Annotated in this window: 1 protein-coding gene; it reads left to right on the top strand. The window is 74.6% G+C overall.

Going from position 1 to position 22,290, the window contains the following annotated elements:
- The first annotated feature begins 47 nt into the window (after window positions 1-47).
- A complete protein-coding gene (locus ACFRCG_RS04210; protein ID WP_380028574.1) occupies window positions 48-22,283 on the top strand; it encodes an SDR family NAD(P)-dependent oxidoreductase in 22,236 nt (7,411 codons plus the stop codon).
- Window positions 22,284-22,290: the final 7 nt, after the last annotated feature.

Here is a 22,290-nt window from a genome sequence, read left to right as displayed (position 1 = left end):
CCGGCCCATCCACGCATTCGACCGTGTCGGCAAGGAGTAGAGGCAACGTGGCTGAGTCGGAAGAGAAACTGCGCTCGTACCTGCGGAAGGCCATCACCGACGCGCGCGACGCGCATCGCCGGGTGCGCGAGTTGGAGGACCGGCAGCGCGAGCCGATCGCGATCGTGGGCATGGCCTGCCGCTTCCCCGGCGGTCTGCGTACGCCGGAGGACCTGTGGCGGTTCGTCGCCGAAGGCGGCGACGCGATCGGCGAGTTCCCGACCGACCGGGGCTGGGACCTCGACGGGCTGTACGACCCGGATCCCGACCGCCCGGGCACGTCGTACGTCCGCGAGGGCGGATTCCTCTACGACGTCGCGGACTTCGACGCCGAGTTCTTCGGCATCTCGCCGCGCGAGGCGGCGGCGATGGACCCGCAGCAGCGGCTGCTTCTGGAGACCTCGTGGGAGGCGGTGGAGCGCGCGGGCATCGACCCGACGTCACTGCGGCACAGCCGGACCGGGATCTACACCGGGATCAACGGCCTCGACTACACGAGCGTGTTGGCCCGAACCGCCAAGGGCCGGGACGGCACGCTCGGCATGGCCAACGGGGCCAGCCTGCTGGCGGGTCGGGTGGCGTACATCCTCGGCCTGGAGGGGCCGGCGGTGACCGTGGACACGGCGTGCTCGTCGTCCCTGGTGGCGCTGCACCTGGCGAGCAACGCACTGCGGTCGGGGGAATGCGACCTGGCCCTGGCGGGCGGCGCGACGGTGATGTGCACGCCGGAGATCTTCGTCAACTTCAGCCGGCAGCGCGGACTGGCCCGCGACGGCCGGTGCAAGCCGTTCTCGGCCGCGGCCGACGGGTTCATCCTCTCCGACGGCGCGGGCCTGTTCCTGATCGAACGGCTCTCCGACGCGCGGCGCAACGGGCATCCGGTATTGGCCGTGCTGCGCGGTTCGGCGATCAACCAGGACGGCGCGTCGAACGGGCTGACCGCGCCGAACGGGCCGGCACAGGAGCGGGTGATCCGGCAGGCCCTGCAGAGCGCCGGACTGGTGACCGGTGACGTGGACGCCGTGGAGGCGCACGGCACCGGGACCACGCTCGGCGACCCCATCGAGGCACACGCGCTGTTGGCTACCTACGGGCAGGATCGGCCCGCGGATCGGCCGCTGAGGCTCGGGTCGATCAAGTCCAACATCGGACACACCCAGGCCGCCGCGGGGGTGGCCGGGATGATCAAGATGGTGTTGGCCCTGCGGCACGGTGTGCTGCCCAGGACGCTGCACGTGGACGCGCCCTCCCCGCATATCGACTGGTCGGCCGGGCGGGTGGAACCGCTCACCGAGCCCGTGCCGTGGCCGAGGTCGGACCGGCCGCGCCGGGCCGGTGTGTCGTCGTTCGGGGCGAGCGGGACGAACGCGCACGTGGTGGTGGAGGAGGCGCCGTCGGACGGTGACGACGGTGTCGTGGAGGGGCCCCAGTCCACGGGCATCGGCGGTGTCCTGCCGTGGGTGTTGTCGGCCCGGTCCGAGGCGGCGTTGCGTGCGCAGGCGGGGCGACTGCGGGACTGGCTGGCCGAGCACCCCGAGGCGGATCCGGTCGACGTGGGCCGGTCGTTGGCGACAGGGCGCGCGGTGCTGGAACGTCGCGCCGTGGTGCGCGGGCGCGACGTCGCCGAACTCGCCGTGCGCGTCGGCGAGGTGGCCGACGGCGGTGAACTCGGCGGCGGGCGGTCGATGTTCGCCGGACCCGGTCCGGTGTTCGTGTTTCCGGGTCAGGGGTCGCAGTGGGTGGGGATGGCGGCCGGGTTGTTGGAGTGCTCTCCGGTGTTTGCGGGTGCGGTGGCGGAGTGTGCGGCGGTGATGGATCCGTTGGTGGCGGATTGGTCGCTGTTGGATGTGTTGCGTGGTGCGGGTGGCGAGGCGTTGGCCGAGCGGGTGGATGTGGTTCAGCCGGCGTTGTTCGCGGTGATGGTGGGGCTTGCGCGGTGGTGGGAGTCGTGTGGGGTGCGGCCGGGTGCGGTGATCGGGCATTCGCAGGGGGAGATCGCGGCCGCGCATGTGGCGGGTTGTCTGTCCCTGGCCGATGCAGTACGGATCGTGGTGTTTCGCAGTCGGGCGCTGCGCGGGATCGCGGCGGCCGGTGGCGGCATGGTGTCCGTGGGGGTGTCCGTCGAGCGGGCGGAGGAACTGGTCGCCGGGTCCGCCGGATTGTCGCTCGCGGCCGTCAACGGGCCGCGCGGCGTCGTGCTTTCCGGGGACCGTGAGGCACTGGCCGCCGTCGTCGACGCGTGTGAGCGTGAAGGCGTGCGGGCCCGGTGGATCCCCGTGGACTACGCGTCGCATTCCGCGCACATGGAGGTGGTTCGGGACGAGGTCGAGCGTTTGTCGGCCGAGGTGACGCCGCGGGCGGGTCGGGTGCCGATGTACTCGACGCTGACCGGGGAAGCCGTCACGGACCCGGCCGAGTTGGGCGCCGGCTACTGGTTCGAGAACCTGCGTGGAACGGTACGGCTGACCACCGCCGTGGGGGCGGCCGTTGCCGACGGACACGTCGCCTTCGTCGAGTGCAGCCCGCATCCGGGCCTGGTCGTGCCGCTCGCGGACACCCTCGAGGAGTTGGGCGTCGACGACGGCACGGTCCTGGAGACGTTACGGCGGGACGACGGCGGCCCCGATCGGCTGGTCGCCGCGCTCTCGGCGGCGTTCGTCGCGGGTGTGCCGGTGGACTGGGCCGCACTGTTTCCGGGCGAGGGGCGGGCCGACCTGCCCACGTACGCCTTCCAACATCGCCGCTATTGGGCCGAGGCCGAATCGCCCGCGGGCGGCGGCGTGGCCTGGGGGCAGCGGGCGGTGACGCATCCGGTGCTCGGCGCCGCCGTCGACCTGGCCGGCGACGCGGGCACCGTGTTCACCGGGCGGCTGTCGACGACCGCCCAACCGTGGCTGGCCGACCACGCCGTGCTCGACACGGTGATCGTGCCCGGGACGGCGTTCCTGGACCTGGTTCTGCGCGCCGGTACCGAGGTCGGCTACCCGGCGATCGAGGAACTGACCCTGCACACGCCGCTCGTGCTGCCGGACGCCTCGGGCGTCCTGGTACAGGTGGTGGTCGGTGCGGCGGACGGCGACGGCGGCGACGGGGCGCGGACCGTCGACGTGCACTCGCGAGCCGAGGACGCGCCGCCGGAGCACCCGTGGACTCGGCACGCCTCGGGGGTGCTGGTAGCGGCGGGCGAGGAGCGGGCCGAGGAGGCGCCGGTCGGGCCGTGGCCGCCGCCGGGTGCCACGGTGGTCGGGGTCGACGACGCCTATGAGCGGCTGGCGGTGGCGGGCTTCGACTACGGCCCGGTGTTCCAGGGGCTGCGGTCGGTCCGGGTGCGGGGCGACGAGTTGTTCGCCGAGGTGGAGTTGCCGGAGGAGGGGGGCGCGGACGCGGACCGGTTCGCGCTGCACCCGGCGCTGCTCGATGCCGCGTTGCATCCGCTGGTGGTCGCGGCCGGTGCCGACGCGCAGATCGTGGCCGGGCTGCCGTTCGTGTGGCGGGGCATTCGGGCGGGTGTGCCCGGGGCGCGACGGTTGCGGGTTCGGCTGGTGCGCTCGGCGTCGGGGTCGGCTGCCGGTTCGCCCTCGGCTTCCGGCGAGGTGTCGGTCCGGGCGTGGGACGAGGGCGGCCGGGAGGTGGTGGCGATCGAGTCGCTGACCATTCGCCCGGTCTCGGCGGATGGGTTGCGGACGCCCGATGCTTTGGTCCGCGACTCCCTGTTCACGCTCGCGTGGACCGCGTTGGAGCTACCGGATGTCGATGCCGACGCGCCGAGCGTGACCCTGTCGGGCGGCGACGGTGTGGCCGATCTCGCCGCGCTGACGACGGCTGTCGGCACCGGAACCGACGTACCGGCTCTGGTGGTTGTGCCCGTGTCGGTCGACGACGCGGATCCCGTGGCGGCGGCGCACACCGCCGGCCGGCAGGTGTTGTCGGTGCTTCGGGACTGGCTTACGGACGAGCGGTTCGCCGACTCTCGGCTGGTGTTCGTCACCTCCGGCGCGGTCGCGGTCGCGGACGAGCAGATACGCCCCGCCTCGGCGGCCGTCTGGGGCCTGGTCCGCTCCGCCCAGTCCGAACACCCCGGGCGCTTCGTCCTGGTGGACGCGGACTCCGTCGCCGACCCCGGCCCGGAGTTCGCCCGCGGACTGCGGACCGGTGCGGATCAGCTGGTTCTGCGGGACGGAACGGCTCTGGTACCGAGTCTGGTTCGAGCCCCCGCGGGCGGCGGATCGGCCGGATTCGCGCCCGCTGCCGACGGCACGGTCCTGATCACCGGCGGCACCGGCACCCTGGGCACGCTGCTTGCCCGGCACCTGGTCACCCACCACGGCGTGCGCCGGCTGCTGTTGCTGAGTCGGCGCGGCGGGACGGCCGCCGGCGCGGCGGACCTGGTCGCGGAACTCGCGGCGCTCGGCGCCGAGGTGACCTGCGTGTCCGGCGACGCCGCCGACCGCGCCACGCTGGAGCGGGTGTTGGCGGCGATCCCCGCCGAACACCCGCTGACGGCGGTGATCCACGCGGCGGGCGTGGTGGACGACGGCGTCGTGCAGTCCCTCACCGCCGACCGGCTGGACGCGGTGTTGCGCCCGAAGGTGGACGCCGCGTGGAACCTGCACGAGGCGACCCGGCACCTGGACCTGACCGCGTTCGTGCTGTTCTCCTCCGCGGCGGGTGTGCTCGGCAACCCCGGGCAGGGCAACTACGCGGCGGCCAACGCCTTTCTCGACGCGCTCGCCCGCCGCCGGCGCCGCGAGGGCCTGCCCGGCAGCTCGTTGGCGTGGGGCTGGTGGGCGCCGACCAGTGAGATGACCGCGGGGCTCGGCGACGCCGACCGGCAGCGGATGGCGCGCCTGGGTGTACTGCCCCTGGCCCCGGAACAGGGGTTGGCCCTGTTCGACGCGGCGACGAACCATTCCGAACCGACGCCGACCGTGGTCCGGATGGACCTCGCGGTGCTACGCGCCGCCGGATCGGTGGTGCCCACGCTGCTGCGCGGCCTCGCCCGGATACCCAACCGGCGGTCTGCGACGACGGGTTCGGCGGCCGAGCTGCGCCGTCGTCCGGTCGGTGTCTCGGCGGCCGAGTGGGAGCAGACGCTGATCCGGGCGGTGTGCGCGCATGCCGCCGCCGTCATCGGCCACGCCGACGCGACCGAGATCGACGAGACACGGGCGTTCCGCGATTTGGGCTTCGATTCGCTCACCGGCCTGGAACTGCGCAATCGGTTGAACACGGCAACCGGACTGCGGTTGCCCGCCACGCTGGTCTTCGACTACCCCAGCCCGGTGGTCCTGGGCCGGTGGTTGTGTGATCGGCTCGCCGAGGAGGAGGCCGGCCCGGTCGGCTCGACCGCCGGGGCGCAGGTGGTGTCGTCGGTGGGTTCCGACGCCGGCGACGATCCGATCGTGATCGTCGGCATGGGCTGCCGATTCCCCGGCGGGATCACCGCGCCCGAACACCTGTGGGACGTGGTGGCCCGTGGGGTGGACACGCTCACCGACTTCCCCACCGATCGTGGCTGGGACATCGAGCGCATCTTCGACCCGGACCCGGACCGACCCGGCAGCACCTACGTGCGCACCGGCGGATTCGTCGACACGGCCGCCGACTTCGACCCGGACCTGTTCGGGATCTCGCCGCGTGAGGCGTTGGCGATGGATCCGCAGCAGCGGTTGCTCCTGGAGACGGCGTGGGAGACGTTCGAGCGGGCGGGCATCGATCCGACCTCGCTGCGCGGCAGCCGGACCGGGGTGTTCGCCGGCGCCATCTACTACGACTACGCGGGCGGCCGGTTGCGGAAGGTGCCGGACGAGCTGGAGGGCTACATCGGCAACGGCAACGTGGGCAGTGTCGCCTCGGGCCGGGTGGCCTACACGTTCGGTCTGGAGGGACCGGCGGTCACCGTGGACACGGCGTGCTCGTCGTCCCTGGTGGCGCTGCACCTGGCGGTGAACGCGGTGCGGTCGGGCGAGTGTGAACTGGCCCTGGCGGGTGGCGTCACCGTGATGTCGACGCCCAGTGTGTTCCTCGACTTCTCCCGACAGCGCGGCCTGTCGTCCGACGGCAGGTGCCGGTCGTTCGCGGCGGCGGCGGACGGCACCGGATGGGGTGAGGGTGTCGGGTTGGTGCTGGTGGAGCGGTTGTCGGATGCGCGGCGCAATGGGCATCCGGTGTTGGCGGTGGTGCGTGGGTCGGCGGTGAACCAGGACGGTGCGTCGAATGGCCTGACCGCGCCGAATGGGCCTTCGCAGCAGCGGGTGATCCGGCAGGCGTTGGGCGGCGCCGGTTTGTCGCCGGTCGATGTGGACGCGGTGGAGGCGCACGGGACCGGGACCACGCTCGGTGATCCGATCGAGGCGCAGGCGTTGTTGGCCACGTACGGGCAGGGCCGGCCGGGGGATCGGCCGTTGTGGCTCGGGTCGGTGAAGTCGAACATCGGGCACACTCAGGCGGCTGCGGGTGTGGCCGGGGTGATCAAGATGGTGTTGGCGTTGCGGCATGGGGTGTTGCCTCGGACGTTGCATGTGGACGAGCCGACGCCGCATGTGGATTGGTCGGCCGGGCGGGTCGAGGTGTTGGCGGACGAGGTGGCGTGGCCGGCGGGCGAGCGGGTGCGCCGGGCGGGTGTGTCGTCGTTCGGGATCAGCGGGACCAACGCACACGTGGTGCTGGAAGAGCCGCCACCGGTGACCGAAGTGCCCGCTGGGCCGGCCGACTCCGGGCTCGGTGGGCGGCACACCTGGGTGGTGTCGGCGCGGTCCGAGGCAGCGGTACGGGAACAGGCGGCCCGACTGCGGGACTGGGTCACAGCCCGCCCGGATCTCGATCCGGCGCACGTGGCCCGCTCGTTGGTGGGCGAGCGGGCACTGTTCGGCCACCGGGCGGTGGTCTCCGGCGCCGATCTCGCCGAGCTGGCCGATGGGTTGTCCGCAGTGGTGGCGGGCGCCGAGGGCGCGGTGGTCGGCGCCGTGGGTCGCGGGCCGGGGAAGACGGCCGTGCTGTGCACGGGTCAGGGGGTGCGGGCGTTCGGTATCGGCCGTGAACTCCACGGCGCGTTCCCGGTATTCGCCGCGGCGCTGGACGAGGTGTGTGCCGCCTTCGACGACGTGGTGCCGTTCTCGGTGCGGGACGTCGTGCTCGGCGCCGAGGGGGTGTCGGAGGCCGACGCGCAGGACACCGGGGTGGCCCAGCCGGCGCTGTTCGCGTTCGAGGTTGCGCTGTACCGGCTGTGGACCTCGTGGGGGCAGATGCCCGACTTCGTGGTGGGGCATTCGCTCGGCGAGATCGTCGCGGCGCATGTGGCGGGCGTGTTCTCGCTCGCGGACGCGGTGGTCTTCGTCGCGGCGCGGGCTCGGCTGATGAGTGCGCTGCCGAGCGGAGGGGCGATGCTCGCCGTCGGTGCGAGCGAGGCCGAAGTGGCGGCGTCGTGCCCGGCCGGGGTGACGATCGCGGCGGTGAACGGCCCGGCGAGTGTGGTGGTCTCCGGACCCGCCGAGGCGGTGGCCGCGCTGGAGCCGGACTGTGTGGTCCGCGGGTGGCGGGTCTCGCGCCTGCCGGTGTCGCACGCCTTCCACTCGGCGCTGATGGAACCGATGACGGCCGAACTCCGCGAGGTGCTGGGCGGGTTGGCCTATAGGGCGCCCGAGGTCACGGTGGTGTCGGACACCACCGGGCGGGTCGCGAGCGCCGAAGAGTTGGCTGATCCCGAGTACTGGGTGCGGCACGTACGCCGCGCGGTGCGTTTCGGGGATGCGATCGCCACGCTGCGCGCCGAAGGGGTGCGTACCTTCGTGGAGATTGGGCCGGAGGCGGCGTTGACCGCGATGGTGGTCGAGGGCACGGCCGGCGCGGAGGACGTGGTGGCCGTACCGACCCGGCGCCGGGGTCGAGCCGCCGTGTCGGGTGTGGTGGAGGCGCTGGCCCGGGTGTTCGTGCACGGCGCGCCGGTGGATTGGGGCGCGTTGTCGACCGGTTCCGGGCCCGGGGGACGGGTGGACCTGCCGACCTACGCCTTCGAGCGGCGGCGCTTCTGGTTGCACGCCGGTGTGGACGCGGGCGACGCGGTCGGTCTGGGGCAGGGCGCGGTGGACCATCCGCTGCTCGGTGCGGTCGTGGGCCTGGCGGACGACCAGGGAATCCTGTTCACCGGCCGGTTGGCTCTGGACACCCATCCGTGGTTGGCCGAACACAGCGTCCTGGGCGCGGTATTGCTGCCGGGCACGGCATTCCTGGAACTGGCCCTGCACGTCGGCCGCCTCCTGGACTGCGCGCGGGTCGACGAGCTGACCCTGTCGGCCCCGCTGGCGCTGCCGTCGACGGGCGCCGTGCAGGTCCAGGTCCGGGTCGGTGTACCGGAGGAGAGCGGGACACGGACGATCACGGTGCATGCCCGGCCGGATTCGGCGGAGGAGGCGCCTTGGACGCTGCACGCCGCCGGGGCCCTGGCGCCGTCGTCCGAGGTGGACACCCCCTTGGACGCGGCGAGTTGGCCGCCCGCCGACGCGACCGCGATGGACACGGCGGCGCTATACCCCTGGTTCGCCGAGACCGGCGTCGACTACGGACCCTCGTTCCAGGTCGTACAGGCGGCCTGGCGTCGTGATGACGAGGTGTTCGCGGAGATCGTGCTCGCGGCCGACGAGCCCGCCGCCGACGGCCGGTTCGAGCTGCACCCCGCGCTGTTCGACGCCGCGTTGCACCCGCTGGGCCTGACCCTGTTCGACGCGGAGGCGCCGCGCCTGCGGCTGCCGTTCTCCTGGCGCGGAGTGGCGCTGCACACGTCCGGGGCACGCACGTTGCGGGTGCGGCTGCGTCCCACCGGGCCCGACACCATCGCGGTGACGGCCGCCGACGAGACGGGCCGACCGGTGGTTTCGGTCGAGGCCCTGACGGTGCGCGAACCGTCGCGGGACCGACTGCCGCAACCCGACGCGAACGCGGGCGAGTTGTTCGAGCCGGAGTGGACGCCGCTGTCGCCGGCGGACACGGCGGACACGCTCGGTGTGGTGGTGGGCGGCCCCGAACTCGCCTCGACGGCCGCCCGATTCGGCGCCGCGCACCACCCCGACCTGGCCGCCCTGGCCGAGTCGGCGATCCCCGAGACGGTCCTGTACGACCTGGTCACCGCCATCCCCGGAGCATCCGCCGAAGCCGTACAGCAAGCCGCCGCGCAAGCGCTCGACCTGGCCCGATCCTGGCTCGCCGACGAGCGCTTCGAGTCGGCCCGCCTGATCGTGCGCACCCGCCACGCGGTCGCCGCCGTCGAAGGCGACGCGCCGGACCCGGCCGCCGCCGCGACCCATGGCCTGCTTCGCACCGCCTGCTCCGAACACCCCGAGCGGTTCGCGCTCGTCGACGCCGCCGACCTCGACGAGATCTCGCCCGAGGCCATCGCCGCCGTGGCGGTCGAGCCCGAGGTGGCCGTGCGGGCCGGCCGCATCCGGGTCCCGCGCCTGCGCCGAGCGGCCGTGGCGCCGAAGGCCGACTTCGGCTTCACCGCCGACGGAACCGTCCTGATCACCGGCGGCACCGGAGCCCTGGGCCGGCAGGTCGCCCGACACCTGGTGCGCGCACACGGAGTGCGCCGCCTCCTCCTGCTCTCCCGTCGCGGCGACGAAGCCCCCGACGCCGCCGAGTTGCGGGCCGAGTTGATCGAGGCCGGCGCACACGTCACCTTCGCCGCCGGTGACGCGGCCGAACGAAACTTGCTGGCCGACGTGTTGGCCGCGATCCCGGCCGCCCACCCGCTGACCGGCGTGGTGCACCTGGCCGGGGTGACCGACGACGGGCTGGTCGAAGCGCTGACCCCCGAGCGGCTGACGGCGGTGCTGCGCCCCAAGGTCGACGCGGCGCTGCACCTGGACGAACTCACCGCCGACGCCGACCTGTCGGCGTTCATCCTGTTCTCCTCGGCCGCCGGTCTGGTCGGCAACCCCGGGCAGGCCAACTACGCGGCGGCCAATGTCGCCCTCGACGCCCTGGCGCGCCGGCGCCGGGCGCTCGGTCGACCGGCCGTGTCGCTGCAGTGGGGGTTGTGGGCCGAACGCAGTGCGCTGACCGCGACGATGAGCGCGACCGGCCGGCGCCGGGCGGCCGGCGCCGGTGTGCGGGCGTTGTCCGTCGAGCAGGGCCTCGCACTGCTCGACGCGGCGGCCGGGCGGCCCGAGGCGGTGCTGACGGCGCTGCGCCTGGACCCGGCGATCCTGCGCGGCCCGGAGGAGCGGGTGGCGCCCGTGTTGCGCGGGCTGGTGCCGACCCGGGCCCGGCGCGTGCCGGCGCGCACCTCGGACACCGCCCGCTCGCTGGTGCGCCGATTGGCCGCGCTGCCCGAGGCCGAGCAGGACCGGCTGTTGGTTGACCTGGTCCGCACCCACGCGGCCGGAGTGCTCGGCCACGCCGACGCGCGCACGATCGACCCGGACCGCGCGTTCGGCGAACTGGGCCTGGACTCGCTGGCGGCGCTGGAACTGCGCACCCGGCTGAGCACGGCGGTCGGACTGCGCCTGCCCGCGACGATGTTGTTCGACCATCCGTGCGCGCGTGCCGTGGGCGTACACCTGCGTGCGCGACTGCTGGACGCGCCGACACCCGGGCGGGCGGCGAGCGTTGCCCGGCCGGTGTCGGACGAGCCGGTCGCGGTGGTGGCGATCAGCTGCCGCTTCCCCGGCGGCGTCGCGAGCCCCGAGGACCTGTGGCGGCTGGTGTCGGAACACACCGACGCCATCTCGGAGTTCCCGCAGGATCGGGGCTGGGACCTGGCCGAGCTGTTCCACCCCGACCCCGAACATGCCGGGACCTCGTATGTCCGCGAGGGCGGCTTCCTCTATGGGGCAACCGAGTTCGACCCGGAGTTCTTCGGCATCTCGCCGCGCGAGGCGCTGGCCATGGACCCGCAGCAGCGGTTGCTCCTGGAGGCGTCCTGGGAGGCGATCGAGCGCGCCGGCCTGGATCCCCGGTCGCTGCGCGGCAGTCGGACCGGGGTGTACGCGGGCCTGATGTACGCGGACTACGCGTCGCGACTGAGCAGCGCGCCGGAGGGCGTGGACGGCTATCTCGGCAACGGCAGCGCGGGCAGCATCGCGTCCGGGCGGGTGGCCTACACGCTGGGCCTGGAGGGGCCCGCGGTGACCGTGGACACCGCCTGCTCGTCGTCCCTGGTCGCACTGCATCTGGCGGCCGACGCACTGCGGCGGGGCGAGTGTGATCTGGCGCTGGCGGGCGGGGTGACCGTGATGTCCAGCCCGGCCACCTTCGTCGAGTTCTCCCGGCAGCGCGGCCTGGCCCCGGACGCGCGGTGCAAGTCGTTCGCGGCCGGCGCCGACGGTACCTCGTGGTCCGAGGGCATCGGACTGCTCCTGGTGGAACGCCTGTCGGACGCGCGCCGGCTGGGCCATCCGGTGCTGGCCGTGGTTCGCGGCAGTGCGATCAACCAGGACGGTGCCAGCAACGGCCTGGCCGCGCCGAACGGACTCGCCCAGGAGCGGGTGATCCGGGACGCGCTCGCGCACGCCGAGTTGCGTCCCTCCGACGTGGACGCGGTGGAGGCGCACGGCACCGGCACGCCGCTGGGCGACCCCATCGAGGCGCGTGCCCTGCTCGCCACCTACGGGCAGGACCGGGCGGCGGATCGGCCGCTGTGGCTGGGGTCGGTCAAGTCCAACCTCGGGCACACCCAGGCGGCGGCGGGCGTGGCCGGCGTGATCAAGATGATCATGGCGATGCGGCATGCCGAACTGCCCGGGACGCTGCACGTGGACGCCCCCTCGCCGCACGTGGACTGGTCGGCGGGGGCGGTCTCGCTGCTCACCGCCGCGACCCCGTGGCCGCGGACCGGGCGTCCGCGCCGTGCGGGGGTGTCGTCGTTCGGGATCAGCGGGACCAACGCGCACGTGATCCTGGAACAGGGCGACCCCGCCCCGACCGCGCCCGCCGAACCGGCACCGGCGCCTCCGGCCGCGCTGGCCTGGCCGCTGTCCGGGGCGAGCGCGGCGGCGCTGCGCGGGCAGGCCGAGCGGCTGCGCGCACACCTGGACGCGCACCCCGAGTACGGTCCGGTCGATATCGCGCACGCGCTCGTCGGCGGCCGATCCCGGTTCGAACACCGCGCCGTGGTGGTCGCCGAGGACGCGGCGGGCCTGCGGGCCGGGCTGGACGCGCTGAGCGCCGACCGGCCCGACGCCGCGGTACCGGTGGGCGTGGCCGGCGAACCCGGGCGGGTCGCCTTCGTGTTCGGCGGCCAGGGCTCGCAGTGGCCCGGCATGGGCGCCCGACTGCTCACCGAGTCGCCGGTCTTCGCCGCCCGGATCCGTGACTGCGACGCGGCGCTCGCGCCGCACACCGACTGGTCGTTGCTCGCCGTGCTGCGCGGCGAGCCCGACGCGCCGCCACTCGACCGGGTCGACGTGGTGCAACCGGTGTTGTTCGCGGTGATGGTCGCGCTCGCCGAACTGTGGCGCTCGCTGGGCGTACGGCCGGCCTCGGTGGTCGGCCACTCGCAGGGCGAGATCGCCGCCGCCCACATCGCGGGCGCGCTCACCCTCGACGACGCGGCCCGGATCGTCGCACTGCGCAGCCGCGCCCTGCGCGGGTTGTCCGGCGACGGCGGGATGATGTCCGTCGCGGCCGGCCCGGAGCAAATCGGGCGCTTGCTCGCCGGACTCGCGGACCGGCTCGGCATCGCCGCCGTCAACGGCCCCGCCGCCGTGGTGATTTCCGGCACGGCCGACGCGCTCGCCGAACTGCACGCCCGCTGCGAGGCGGACGGGATCCGGGCCCGCGTGCTCCCGGTCGACTACGCCTCGCACTCCGCCCAGGTCGAGCAGGTCCGCGATGAACTCCTCTCCGCCCTGGGCGAGATCGTGCCCACACCCAACACCGAAGCGGTCTTCTACTCCTCGGTCACCGGCGAACCCGTCGAGGGCACCGCGCTCGACGCCGAGTACTGGTACCGCAACCTGCGCGCCACCGTCGCCTTCGACCGGGCCACCGACGCCCTGCTGCGGGACGGTCACACCGTGTTCGTCGAGACCAGCCCGCATCCGGTGCTGGCGCCCGCCGTCGAGGACAGCGCTCAGCGTGCCGGGACGGACGTGACGGTCGTGGGCAGCCTCCAGCGCGACACCGACACCCTCGCCCGTTTCCTCACCGCCGCGGCCGGCCTGCACGTGCACGGCGTCCCGGTGGACTGGTCCGCGACCCACGCCGGACACCGACCCCGGCCGGTCGACCTGCCCACCTACGCGTTCCAACGCGAGCGCTACTGGCTGGAGGCGGGCAAGGCGCCCACCGACGCGGCCGGCCTCGGCCTGCACCCGGCGGCACATCCCCTGTTGGGCGCGGCAGTGATACCCGCCGAGGGCGACCGGCACATCCTCACCGGCCGCATCTCGCTGCGTACCCACCCCTGGCTCGCCGACCACACGATCCTGGACACGGTGCTGCTCCCGGGCACCGCGTTCGTCGAACTCGCCCTCCAGGCGGGCGATCGGGTCGACTGCGACCTGATCGAGGAACTGACCGTCGAGGCCCCGCTGCGACTCACCGACACCGGCGCCGTACACCTGCAAGTGTTGCTGGACGAGCCGGACGAGCAGGGCCGCCGCGCGCTGACCATCCACTCCCGTCCCGACGACGCGCCCGCGGACCAGGCGTGGACGCGGCACGCGAGCGGGGTACTGGCGCCGGTCGCGGACGGGCCCGGCGCCGCGCCGGCGACCGACGCCGCGTGGCCGCCCGCCGGGGCCGTCGCGCTGGACGTGGACGGGCTGTACGAGCGGCTGGCCGGACAGGGCTACCGGTACGGGCCGGCCTTCCGCGCGGTGCGGGCCGCGTGGCGCCTGGGCGACACGGTCCTGGCCGAGGTCGCGCCGGGCGACGAGGCGCACGGCGCCCGGGACTTCGCGCTGCACCCGGCCCTGCTGGACGCCGCGCTGCACGCCGCCGGCGCCGCCGAAGGTGGTACATCCGCGGGGGACGGCACCATCGGCCTACCCTTCGCCTGGACCGACGTACGCCTGCACGCCGTCGGCGCCGCGGCACTCCGGGTCCGCCTGGAACGCCGCGGCCCGGACACCGTCGGCCTCGAACTCAGCGACCACACCGGCGCCTTGGTCGCCACCGTCGGCGCCTTGGTCGGCCGCCCCGCGACCGCCGGCCGGCTCGCGCCCGCCGCCGACCCGGCCCACCGCGACCTCCACCACGTCGACTGGTCCCCGCTGCCCACCCCCACCGAACCCACCACCGCCCGCTGGTCGTTGCTCGGCCCGGACGAACTGGAGGCGGTGGCCGGGCTGCGCGCGGCCGGCGCCGAGGTGCACGCGGACGGCGAGCCCGACCCCGCCGACGTACTGCTGATCACCTGCGCCGGCCGGACCGGGGACGACGTCCCCGAAACCGCCCGGGCCGCCGCACACCGCGTACTCGACCTGCTCCAGCGCACGTTGACCGACCCCCGCCTCACCGCATGCACCCTGGTCGTGCTGACCCGGGGCGCGGTGGCCGGACATCACGGCGAGGACGTGTGCGACCTGGTCGCCGCGCCGATCGTGGGCCTGGTCCGCTCCGCGCAGACCGAACACCCGGGCCGGATCGTGCTGGTCGACCTGGACGACCACGCCGACTCCTTCGCCGCGCTGCGCGGCGCCGTCGTCGCCGACGTCGGCGAACCGCAACTGGCCATCCGCACGGGCACCGTGTCCGCACCCCGACTGATCCGCACCGGGACCGAACCGCGCCTGAGCCCGCCGGCAGGCACCCCGGCCTGGCGGCTCGACCTGCTCGGGGGCGGCACCCTGGACCGGCTCGCGCTGCTCCCGAACGCCGACGCGGCGGCCCCGCTCGCGCCCGGACAGGTCCGGATCGCCGTCCGCGCCGCCGGGCTGAACTTCCGCGACGTCGTGGTCGCCCTCGGCATGGTCACCGACACCCGCCCGCCCGGTGGCGAGGGCGCCGGAATCGTCGTGGAGGTCGGCCCGGACGTAGCCGAACTCGCCCCGGGCGACCGGGTGATGGGCCTGTTCGGCGGCGGCACCGGACCGATCACCGTGGCCGACCACCGGCTGCTCGCGCCGATCCCCACCGGCTGGACCTTCGCCCAGGCCGCGGCCGTCCCGGTGGTGTTCCTGACCGCCTACTACGGCCTGTCCGACCTCGGCGGGCTGCGGGCCGGCGAATCGCTGCTCGTCCACGCCGCCACCGGCGGAGTGGGCATGGCGGCCGTGCAACTGGCCCGGCACTGGGATGTGGAGGTGTTCGGCACCGCCTCGCCCGGCAAATGGGCCACCCTGCGCGGCCAGGGCCTGGACGCCGCGCATCTGGCGTCCTCGCGCGATCTCGACTTCGCACACCGGTTCGGCGAGGTCGACGTGGTGCTCAACTCGCTCGCGCACGAATTCGTCGACGCCTCACTGCGGTTGCTCGCGCCCGGCGGCCGATTCCTGGAGATGGGCAAGACCGACATCCGCGACCGGGACGAGGTGCTTGCCGCCCATCCGGGCCGCGACTACCGGGCGTTCGACCTGATGGACGCGGGGGCCGAGCGGATCCGGGAGATGCTGGCCGACCTGTACCGGCTCTTCGAGACCGGCGTGCTGCACCCGCTGCCCGTGACCACGTGGGACGTGCGCGGCGCGGTCGCCGCGTTCCGGCACCTGAGCCAGGCCCGGCACACCGGCAAGATCGTGCTGACCCTGCCGCCCACCCTCGGCGCCGCCCCCGACCCGGAGGGCACGGTCCTGATCACCGGCGGCACCGGCACCCTGGGCGGCCTGCTCGCCCGCCACCTCGTACACACCGCCGGGGTACGACACCTGCTCCTGATCGGCCGGCGCGGCCGGGACGCCGACGGCGCGGCCGAGTTGTCCGCCGAACTGACCGCGCTCGGCGCCCGGGTGACCATCGCGGCCTGCGACGCCGCCGACCGTGCGGCGCTCGCCGCGCTGCTCGCCGACATCCCGGCCGAACACCCGCTCACCTCGGTGATCCACGCCGCCGGCGTGATCGACGACGCGGCGCTGACCGCGCTCACTCCCGAGCGGCTGGACCGGGTGCTGCGCCCGAAACTGCACGCCGCCTGGAACCTGCACGAGCTGACCCGCGACCTCGACCTGGCCGAGTTCGTGCTGTTCTCCTCGATGGCCGGCACCTTCGGCGGTGCCGGACAGGCCAACTACGCCGCCGCGAACGCCTTCCTGGACGCGCTCGCCCAGCACCGCCGCGCCCGCGGGCTGGCCGCGACCGCGGCCGCCTGGGGCCTGTGGGCGCAGGCCAGCGGGATGACCGGACACCTGGGCGCCGAGGACCTGGACCGCATCGCCCGCACCGGCGTCGCCGCGCTGGAGACCGCCCACGCACTCGCCCTGTACGACGCGCTCCGCGCGGCCGACCGCCCCACGATCGTGCCCGCCCGCCTGGACCCGGACGCGCTGCGCGCCGCCGCTCCGACCGTACCCGCGCTGCTGCGCGACCTGGTCCGCCCGCGCGGACGCCGCGCCGCCACCGACACCGCGCCGGACGCCGCGTCCCTGGCCGCGCGGCTGGCCCGACTGCCCGAGGAGCGGCGCCGGCAGACGCTGCTGACCCTGGTCCGCACCGAGACCGCCGCCGTCCTGGGCCACGCCACCCCGGACGCGGTCGCTCCGCTGCGCCCGTTCAAGGCACTCGGCTTCGACTCGCTCACCTCGGTCGAACTGCGCAACCGCATCGGTGCCGCGACCGGCCTGCGCCTGCCCGTCACCTTGGTCTTCGACCACCCGACCCCGCAGGCCCTCGCCGACCACGTCGGCGCCGAACTGCTGGGCGTCGCGCCCGTGGTCGCCGAACCCGAGCGACCCGCCGCACACACCGACGACGACCCGATCGTGATCGTGGGCGTCGGCTGCCGCTACCCCGGCGGGGTGGCCGGACAGGACGAGATGTGGCGCATGCTCGCCGAGGGCACCGACACCATCGGGCCCTTCCCCCGGGACCGGGGTTGGGAGTTGGACACACTCTTCGACCCGGACCCCGACCGGGCGGGCAAGTCGTATGTGCGCGAAGGCGGATTCGTCGCCGACGCGGTGCACTTCGACGCCGAGTTCTTCGGGATCTCGCCCCGCGAGGCGACCTCGATGGACCCGCAGCAGCGGCTCCTGTTGGAGACCGCGTGGGAGACCTTCGAGCAGGCCGGCATCGACCCCACCACGCTGCGCGGCAGCGGTACCGGGGTGTTCGTCGGGGCCATGGCGCAGGACTACCACGGCACTTCACAGGCGATGGCCGAGGGCCAGGAGGGCTATCTGCTGACCGGGACCGCGACCAGCGTGATCTCGGGCCGGGTCTCCTACGTCCTGGGCCTGGAGGGACCGGCGGTGACCGTGGACACCGCGTGCTCGTCGTCCCTGGTCGCACTGCACCTGGCGGCGAACGCGCTGCGAGCGGGCGAGTGCGATCTCGCGCTTGCGGGCGGGGTGGCGGTGTTGACGTCGCCACAGGCGTTCATCGAGTTCAGCCGACAGCGCGGACTGGCCGCGGACGGGCGCTGCAAGCCGTTCGCGGCGGCGGCCAACGGCACCGGCTGGGGCGAGGGCGTCGGCCTGGTACTCGTCGAGCGGTTGTCCGACGCGCGCCGGCGCGGGCATTCGGTGCTGGCCGTGGTGCGCGGCTCGGCGGTCAACCAGGACGGCGCCTCGAACGGGCTGACCGCGCCCAACGGCCCCTCACAACAGCGGGTGATCCGGCAGGCGTTGCGCAACGCGGGCCTGGCCGCGACGGACGTCGACGCGGTCGAGGCGCACGGCACCGGGACCACGCTCGGCGACCCGATCGAGGCGCAGGCGCTGCTGGCGACCTACGGGCAGGACCGGCCGGCGGACCGGCCGCTGTGGCTGGGGTCGGTCAAGTCCAACATCGGGCACACCCAGGCCGCGGCCGGGGTTGCCGGGGTGATCAAGATGGTGCTCGCACTGCGGCACGGGACGTTGCCGCCGACGTTGCACGTGGACGCGCCCACACCGCATGTGGACTGGGCGTCGGGACAGGTGCGGCTGCTCACCGAGCCGGTGGCGTGGCCGGCGGGGGAGCGGGTGCGCCGGGCCGGGATCTCCTCGTTCGGGGTGAGCGGGACCAACGCGCACGTGATCATCGAGCAGGCGCCGGCGGAGAACGCGGTCGAGGCGGCGCCTGTCGAGGCCGCGCCGGTCGCCGCGCCCGGGGGAACCGTGCCGTGGGTGGTGTCCGCGCGATCCGAGGCCGGGTTGCGGGCGCAGGCGGCGCGGCTGCGGGACTGGGCCGCCGCGCATCCGGAGTTCGCCCCGGCCGACGTGGCCGCCTCGCTGGTGCGCGGGCGGGCGGTGTTCGAGCGACGGGCGGTGGTCCGGGGTCGGGACACCGGCGAACTGGTCGCCGCGCTCGGTGAGGTGGCCGATGCGCCGGCAACGGGCGAGGCGCCGACGGCGATCGGGCCGGGGCCGGTGTTCGTCTTCCCCGGCCAGGGATCGCAATGGGTGGGCATGGCGGCGGAGTTGCTGACGTGCTGCCCGGTCTTCGCGCAGACCGTCACACAGTGCGCCGAGGTGATGGACCCGCTGCTGCCGGGCTGGGCGCTGCTCGACGTGCTGCGCGGCACCGACGAGGAGACGGCGGAACTGCTGCGCCGGGTCGAGGTGGTGCAACCCGTGCTGTTCGCGGTGATGGTGGGCCTGGCCCGCTGGTGGGAGTCGTGCGGGGTGCGACCGGCCGCGGTGATCGGACACTCCCAGGGCGAGATCGCCGCCGCGTACGTCGCCGGCCACCTGACTCTGCCGGACGCCGCCCGGATCGCCGCGCTGCGGATCCGCGCGGTGCAGGCCGCCGACATGATCCGCGGCGCGATGGTGGCGGTCGCGGTATCCGCCGCGCGGGCCGAGGAGTTGATCTCCCGCACCGGCACCGGGGACCTGGTGAACGTGGGCGGGATCAACAGCCCCACCAACACCGTGCTGTCCGGCGACACCGACGCCTTGGCCCTGATCGTGGCCGACTGCGAGCGAGAGGGAGTGCGGGCGCGCTGGATCCCGGCCGCGTACTCGTCGCACTCGCCGCAGATGGACGCCGTACGCGGCGACCTGGAACGCCTGCTCGCGGGCATCGAACCCACCCCCGGGCGGGTGCCGATGTACTCCACGGTCACCGGCGGCCGACTCGCCGACGACGCGCTGCTCGACATCGACTACTGGTTCGAGAACATGCGGCGCACCGTGCGGTTCGAGGAGGCGATCGGCGCGGCGGCGGCCGACGGACACACCGTGTTCGTCGAATGCAGCTCGCACCCCGGCCTGGTGGTGCCGCTCGGCGACACCCTGGACTCGCTCGGCGTGCACGGCGCCACCCTGGAGACGCTGCGCCGCGCGGACGGCGGCGCCGACCGGCTGCTCGCCGCGCTCTCCGCGATGTTCGTGCACGGCGGCGCGGTGGACTGGGCCGGACTGCTGCCGGGTCGCCGGGTCGCGCTGCCCACGTACGCCTTCCAGCGTCGGCGGCACTGGGTGGAGCCCGTCGGACCGGCCCGAGGAGGCGCCGGCTGGGGGCAGTTCGCCGTGGAGCACCCGATCCTGGGCGCCGGGGTCGACCTGGCCGACGGCTCGGCGACCGTGTTCACCGGGCGCCTGGACACCACCACACACGGTTGGCTCGCCGACCACCTCGTGCTCGGCGAAGTGCTGGTTCCGGGCACGGTGTTCGTGGACCTGGCGCTGCGCGCGGGCGGCGCGCTCGGCTGTGCGGCGGTCGAGGAGTTGACCCTGCACGAGCCGCTGGTGTTGCCGGACGCGGACGGGGTGCGGATCCAGGTCACCGTCGAGGCACCGGACGACGCGGGTGTGCGGGCGCTGACCGTGCACTCCCGGCCCGAGGACGCGCCCGCCACCGAGCCGTGGATCCGACACGCCTCGGGCACGGTGGCCCCCGGCGCGCACCGGCCGCAGCAGGAGTCCGGGCCGTGGCCGCCGATCGGGGCGACGCCGCTGGATGTGGCGGACGTATATCGCCGGTTGGCCGAACTGGGCCTGGGCTACGGCCCGACGCTCGCCGGACTGCGGGCCGCGTGGCGGCGCGGCGACGAGCTGTTCGCCGAGGTCGCGCGCACCGCCGACGCCGAACGCGGCGCCGCCCGCTTCGGCCTGCACCCGGCCCTGCTCGACGCGGCCCTGCACGGACTGGCCCCCGGGGCGGAGCACACGGATGACGGCGCACCGACCGAGGTGCGGCCGGCCGGCGCCTGGCGCGGGGTGACGCTGGGCGGCGATGCCGGTACCGCCGGCCGGATCCGGCTGCGGGTCGTGGACGGGGACGGCGTCGAGGTCGAACTGGCCGACGAGGCGGGCCGATCCGTGGCCCGGATCGAGTCGGTGGCGCTGCGGCCCTGGACCGCCGGTCAGGTGCGGGCCGCCGGGCGGGCCCGACCGTGGCTGACCCGCTGGGAGTGGACCCGGGTCGAGCCGACCGGCACAGCGGCGGCCGGAGGTCGCTGGGCCGTGCTCGGCGCGCGGGCCTGGGACGGGGTGCCGGCCTACCCGACCGCCGCCGAACTGATCGCGGCCGTCGAGGTCGGCGTCCCGGTTCCGGATCTGGTCGCGCTGCCCGTGCGGATCGACCCGGCCGGCGGGCTCGATCCGGAGGCGATCCGGGCCACGATCCGGGCGGTGCGCGAGACCGTGCGGCAGTGGCGGGCCGAACCGCGTCTGGCGGCCTCGCGCCTGGTCGTGGTGACCCACGACGCGGTGTCGGCGCGGCCCGAGGACCGGGTCGCCGATCCGGGGGCGGCGGCGGTGTGGGGCGTGGTCCGGGCGGCCCGGGCGGCGGACCCCGAGCGGTTCGTGCTCGCCGACGTCGACGGGGAGGACGGGTCCTGGCCGGTGCTGATGGCCGAAGCGGCCGCCGGTCGCGCCGAGTTCGCGATCCGCGCGGGTACGGTGTTGCTGCCGGGCCTGGCCCGGATACCGGCGGGCGAGAGCGGCACGGCGGACTTCCGGACCGAGGGCACGGTGTTGGTCACCGTCGCGGCCGAGCCGACCGACGCGGCCGACGGCACCGACACGGTCGGCGTACTGCTGGCCCGCCACCTGGTGACCGCCCACGGGGTGCGCCGGCTGATCCTGGCCGGCGGGCCCGCCACCGGGTTGCCGCTTGCCCGGGAACTGGCCGCGCAGGGCGCGGAGATCGACGTGGTCGCATGCGACGTGACCGACCGCGCCGAACTGGCGAAGCTGCTGGCCACGATCCGCGAGCACAGCCCGCTGACCGCCGTGGTGCACGCCGCCGGACGCGCCCGGTCGGACACCGAGGCCATGCTGCGGGCCCGGGTGGACGCGGCCGTACACCTGCACGAACTCACCTGCGACGCCGACCTGTCGGCCTTCGTGCTCTGCACCGCCCTGGACGGCGTACTCGCCGATTCCGGCCGCGGCGAACACGCGGCCGGCGACGCCTTCCTGGACGCCCTGGCCCGGCACCGGCACGCCGCCGGGCTGCCCGCGCTCGCGCTGGCCTGGGCACCGGGGGACGAGCCGGCCGCCGGGCTGCTGCCGCTGCCCACCGAGCAGGCCACGGCCCTGTTCGATCGGGCCCTGGGCCTGTCCGAACCCGCCCTGATCCCGCTCGTGCCGGACACCTCGGCGCTGCGCCGGGCCGAACCGGGAGTACTGCCGGCGCTGTTGACCACGTTGGTAGCCGACCCGACCCACCGCGTCGGCGCCGCCGAGGCGGCACCCGCGCTGCTCGGCCGACTGCTCGACCTGCCGGACGACGAGCGGGAAAGCGCCCTGGTCGACCTGGTTCGCGGCTGCGCCGCCGCGATCCTCGGTCATGCCGATCCGACCGCCATCGAGACGGGAGCGGCGTTCAAGGATCTCGGCTTCGACTCGCTGACCGCCCTGGAGATGCGCAACCGACTGCGCGCCGCACTGGGTCTGACGCTGCCCGCCACGCTGATCTTCAGCCATCCCAACGCGGCGGCCCTGGGCCGGCACCTGCACGGCCTGCTGCGCCGCGAGCGCGGTGTCTCGTGGGACTCGGTGCTCGGCGAGATCGACCGGGTCGAGGCGATGCTCGCACAACTCGACGACGGGGACCGGGCCCGGGCGGCGGAGCGGCTTCGGGACCTGATCGGCGGCCCGGAAGTTCCGTCCGGTGGCCGCCGGTTCGACGCGAACGGCGACGCGGCCGGCGGCCGGGGGTTCGACGCGGCCACGGACGAGGAGCTGTTCGACTTCATCGACGGTGGGATCGAGCACTGATTCGACG

The organism is Embleya sp. NPDC056575 (assembly GCF_042793325.1).
Lineage (GTDB): Bacteria > Actinomycetota > Actinomycetes > Streptomycetales > Streptomycetaceae > Embleya.
Note: the sequence above shows the minus strand (reverse complement) of the source record. Positions and strands in the feature narration are given on the sequence as shown.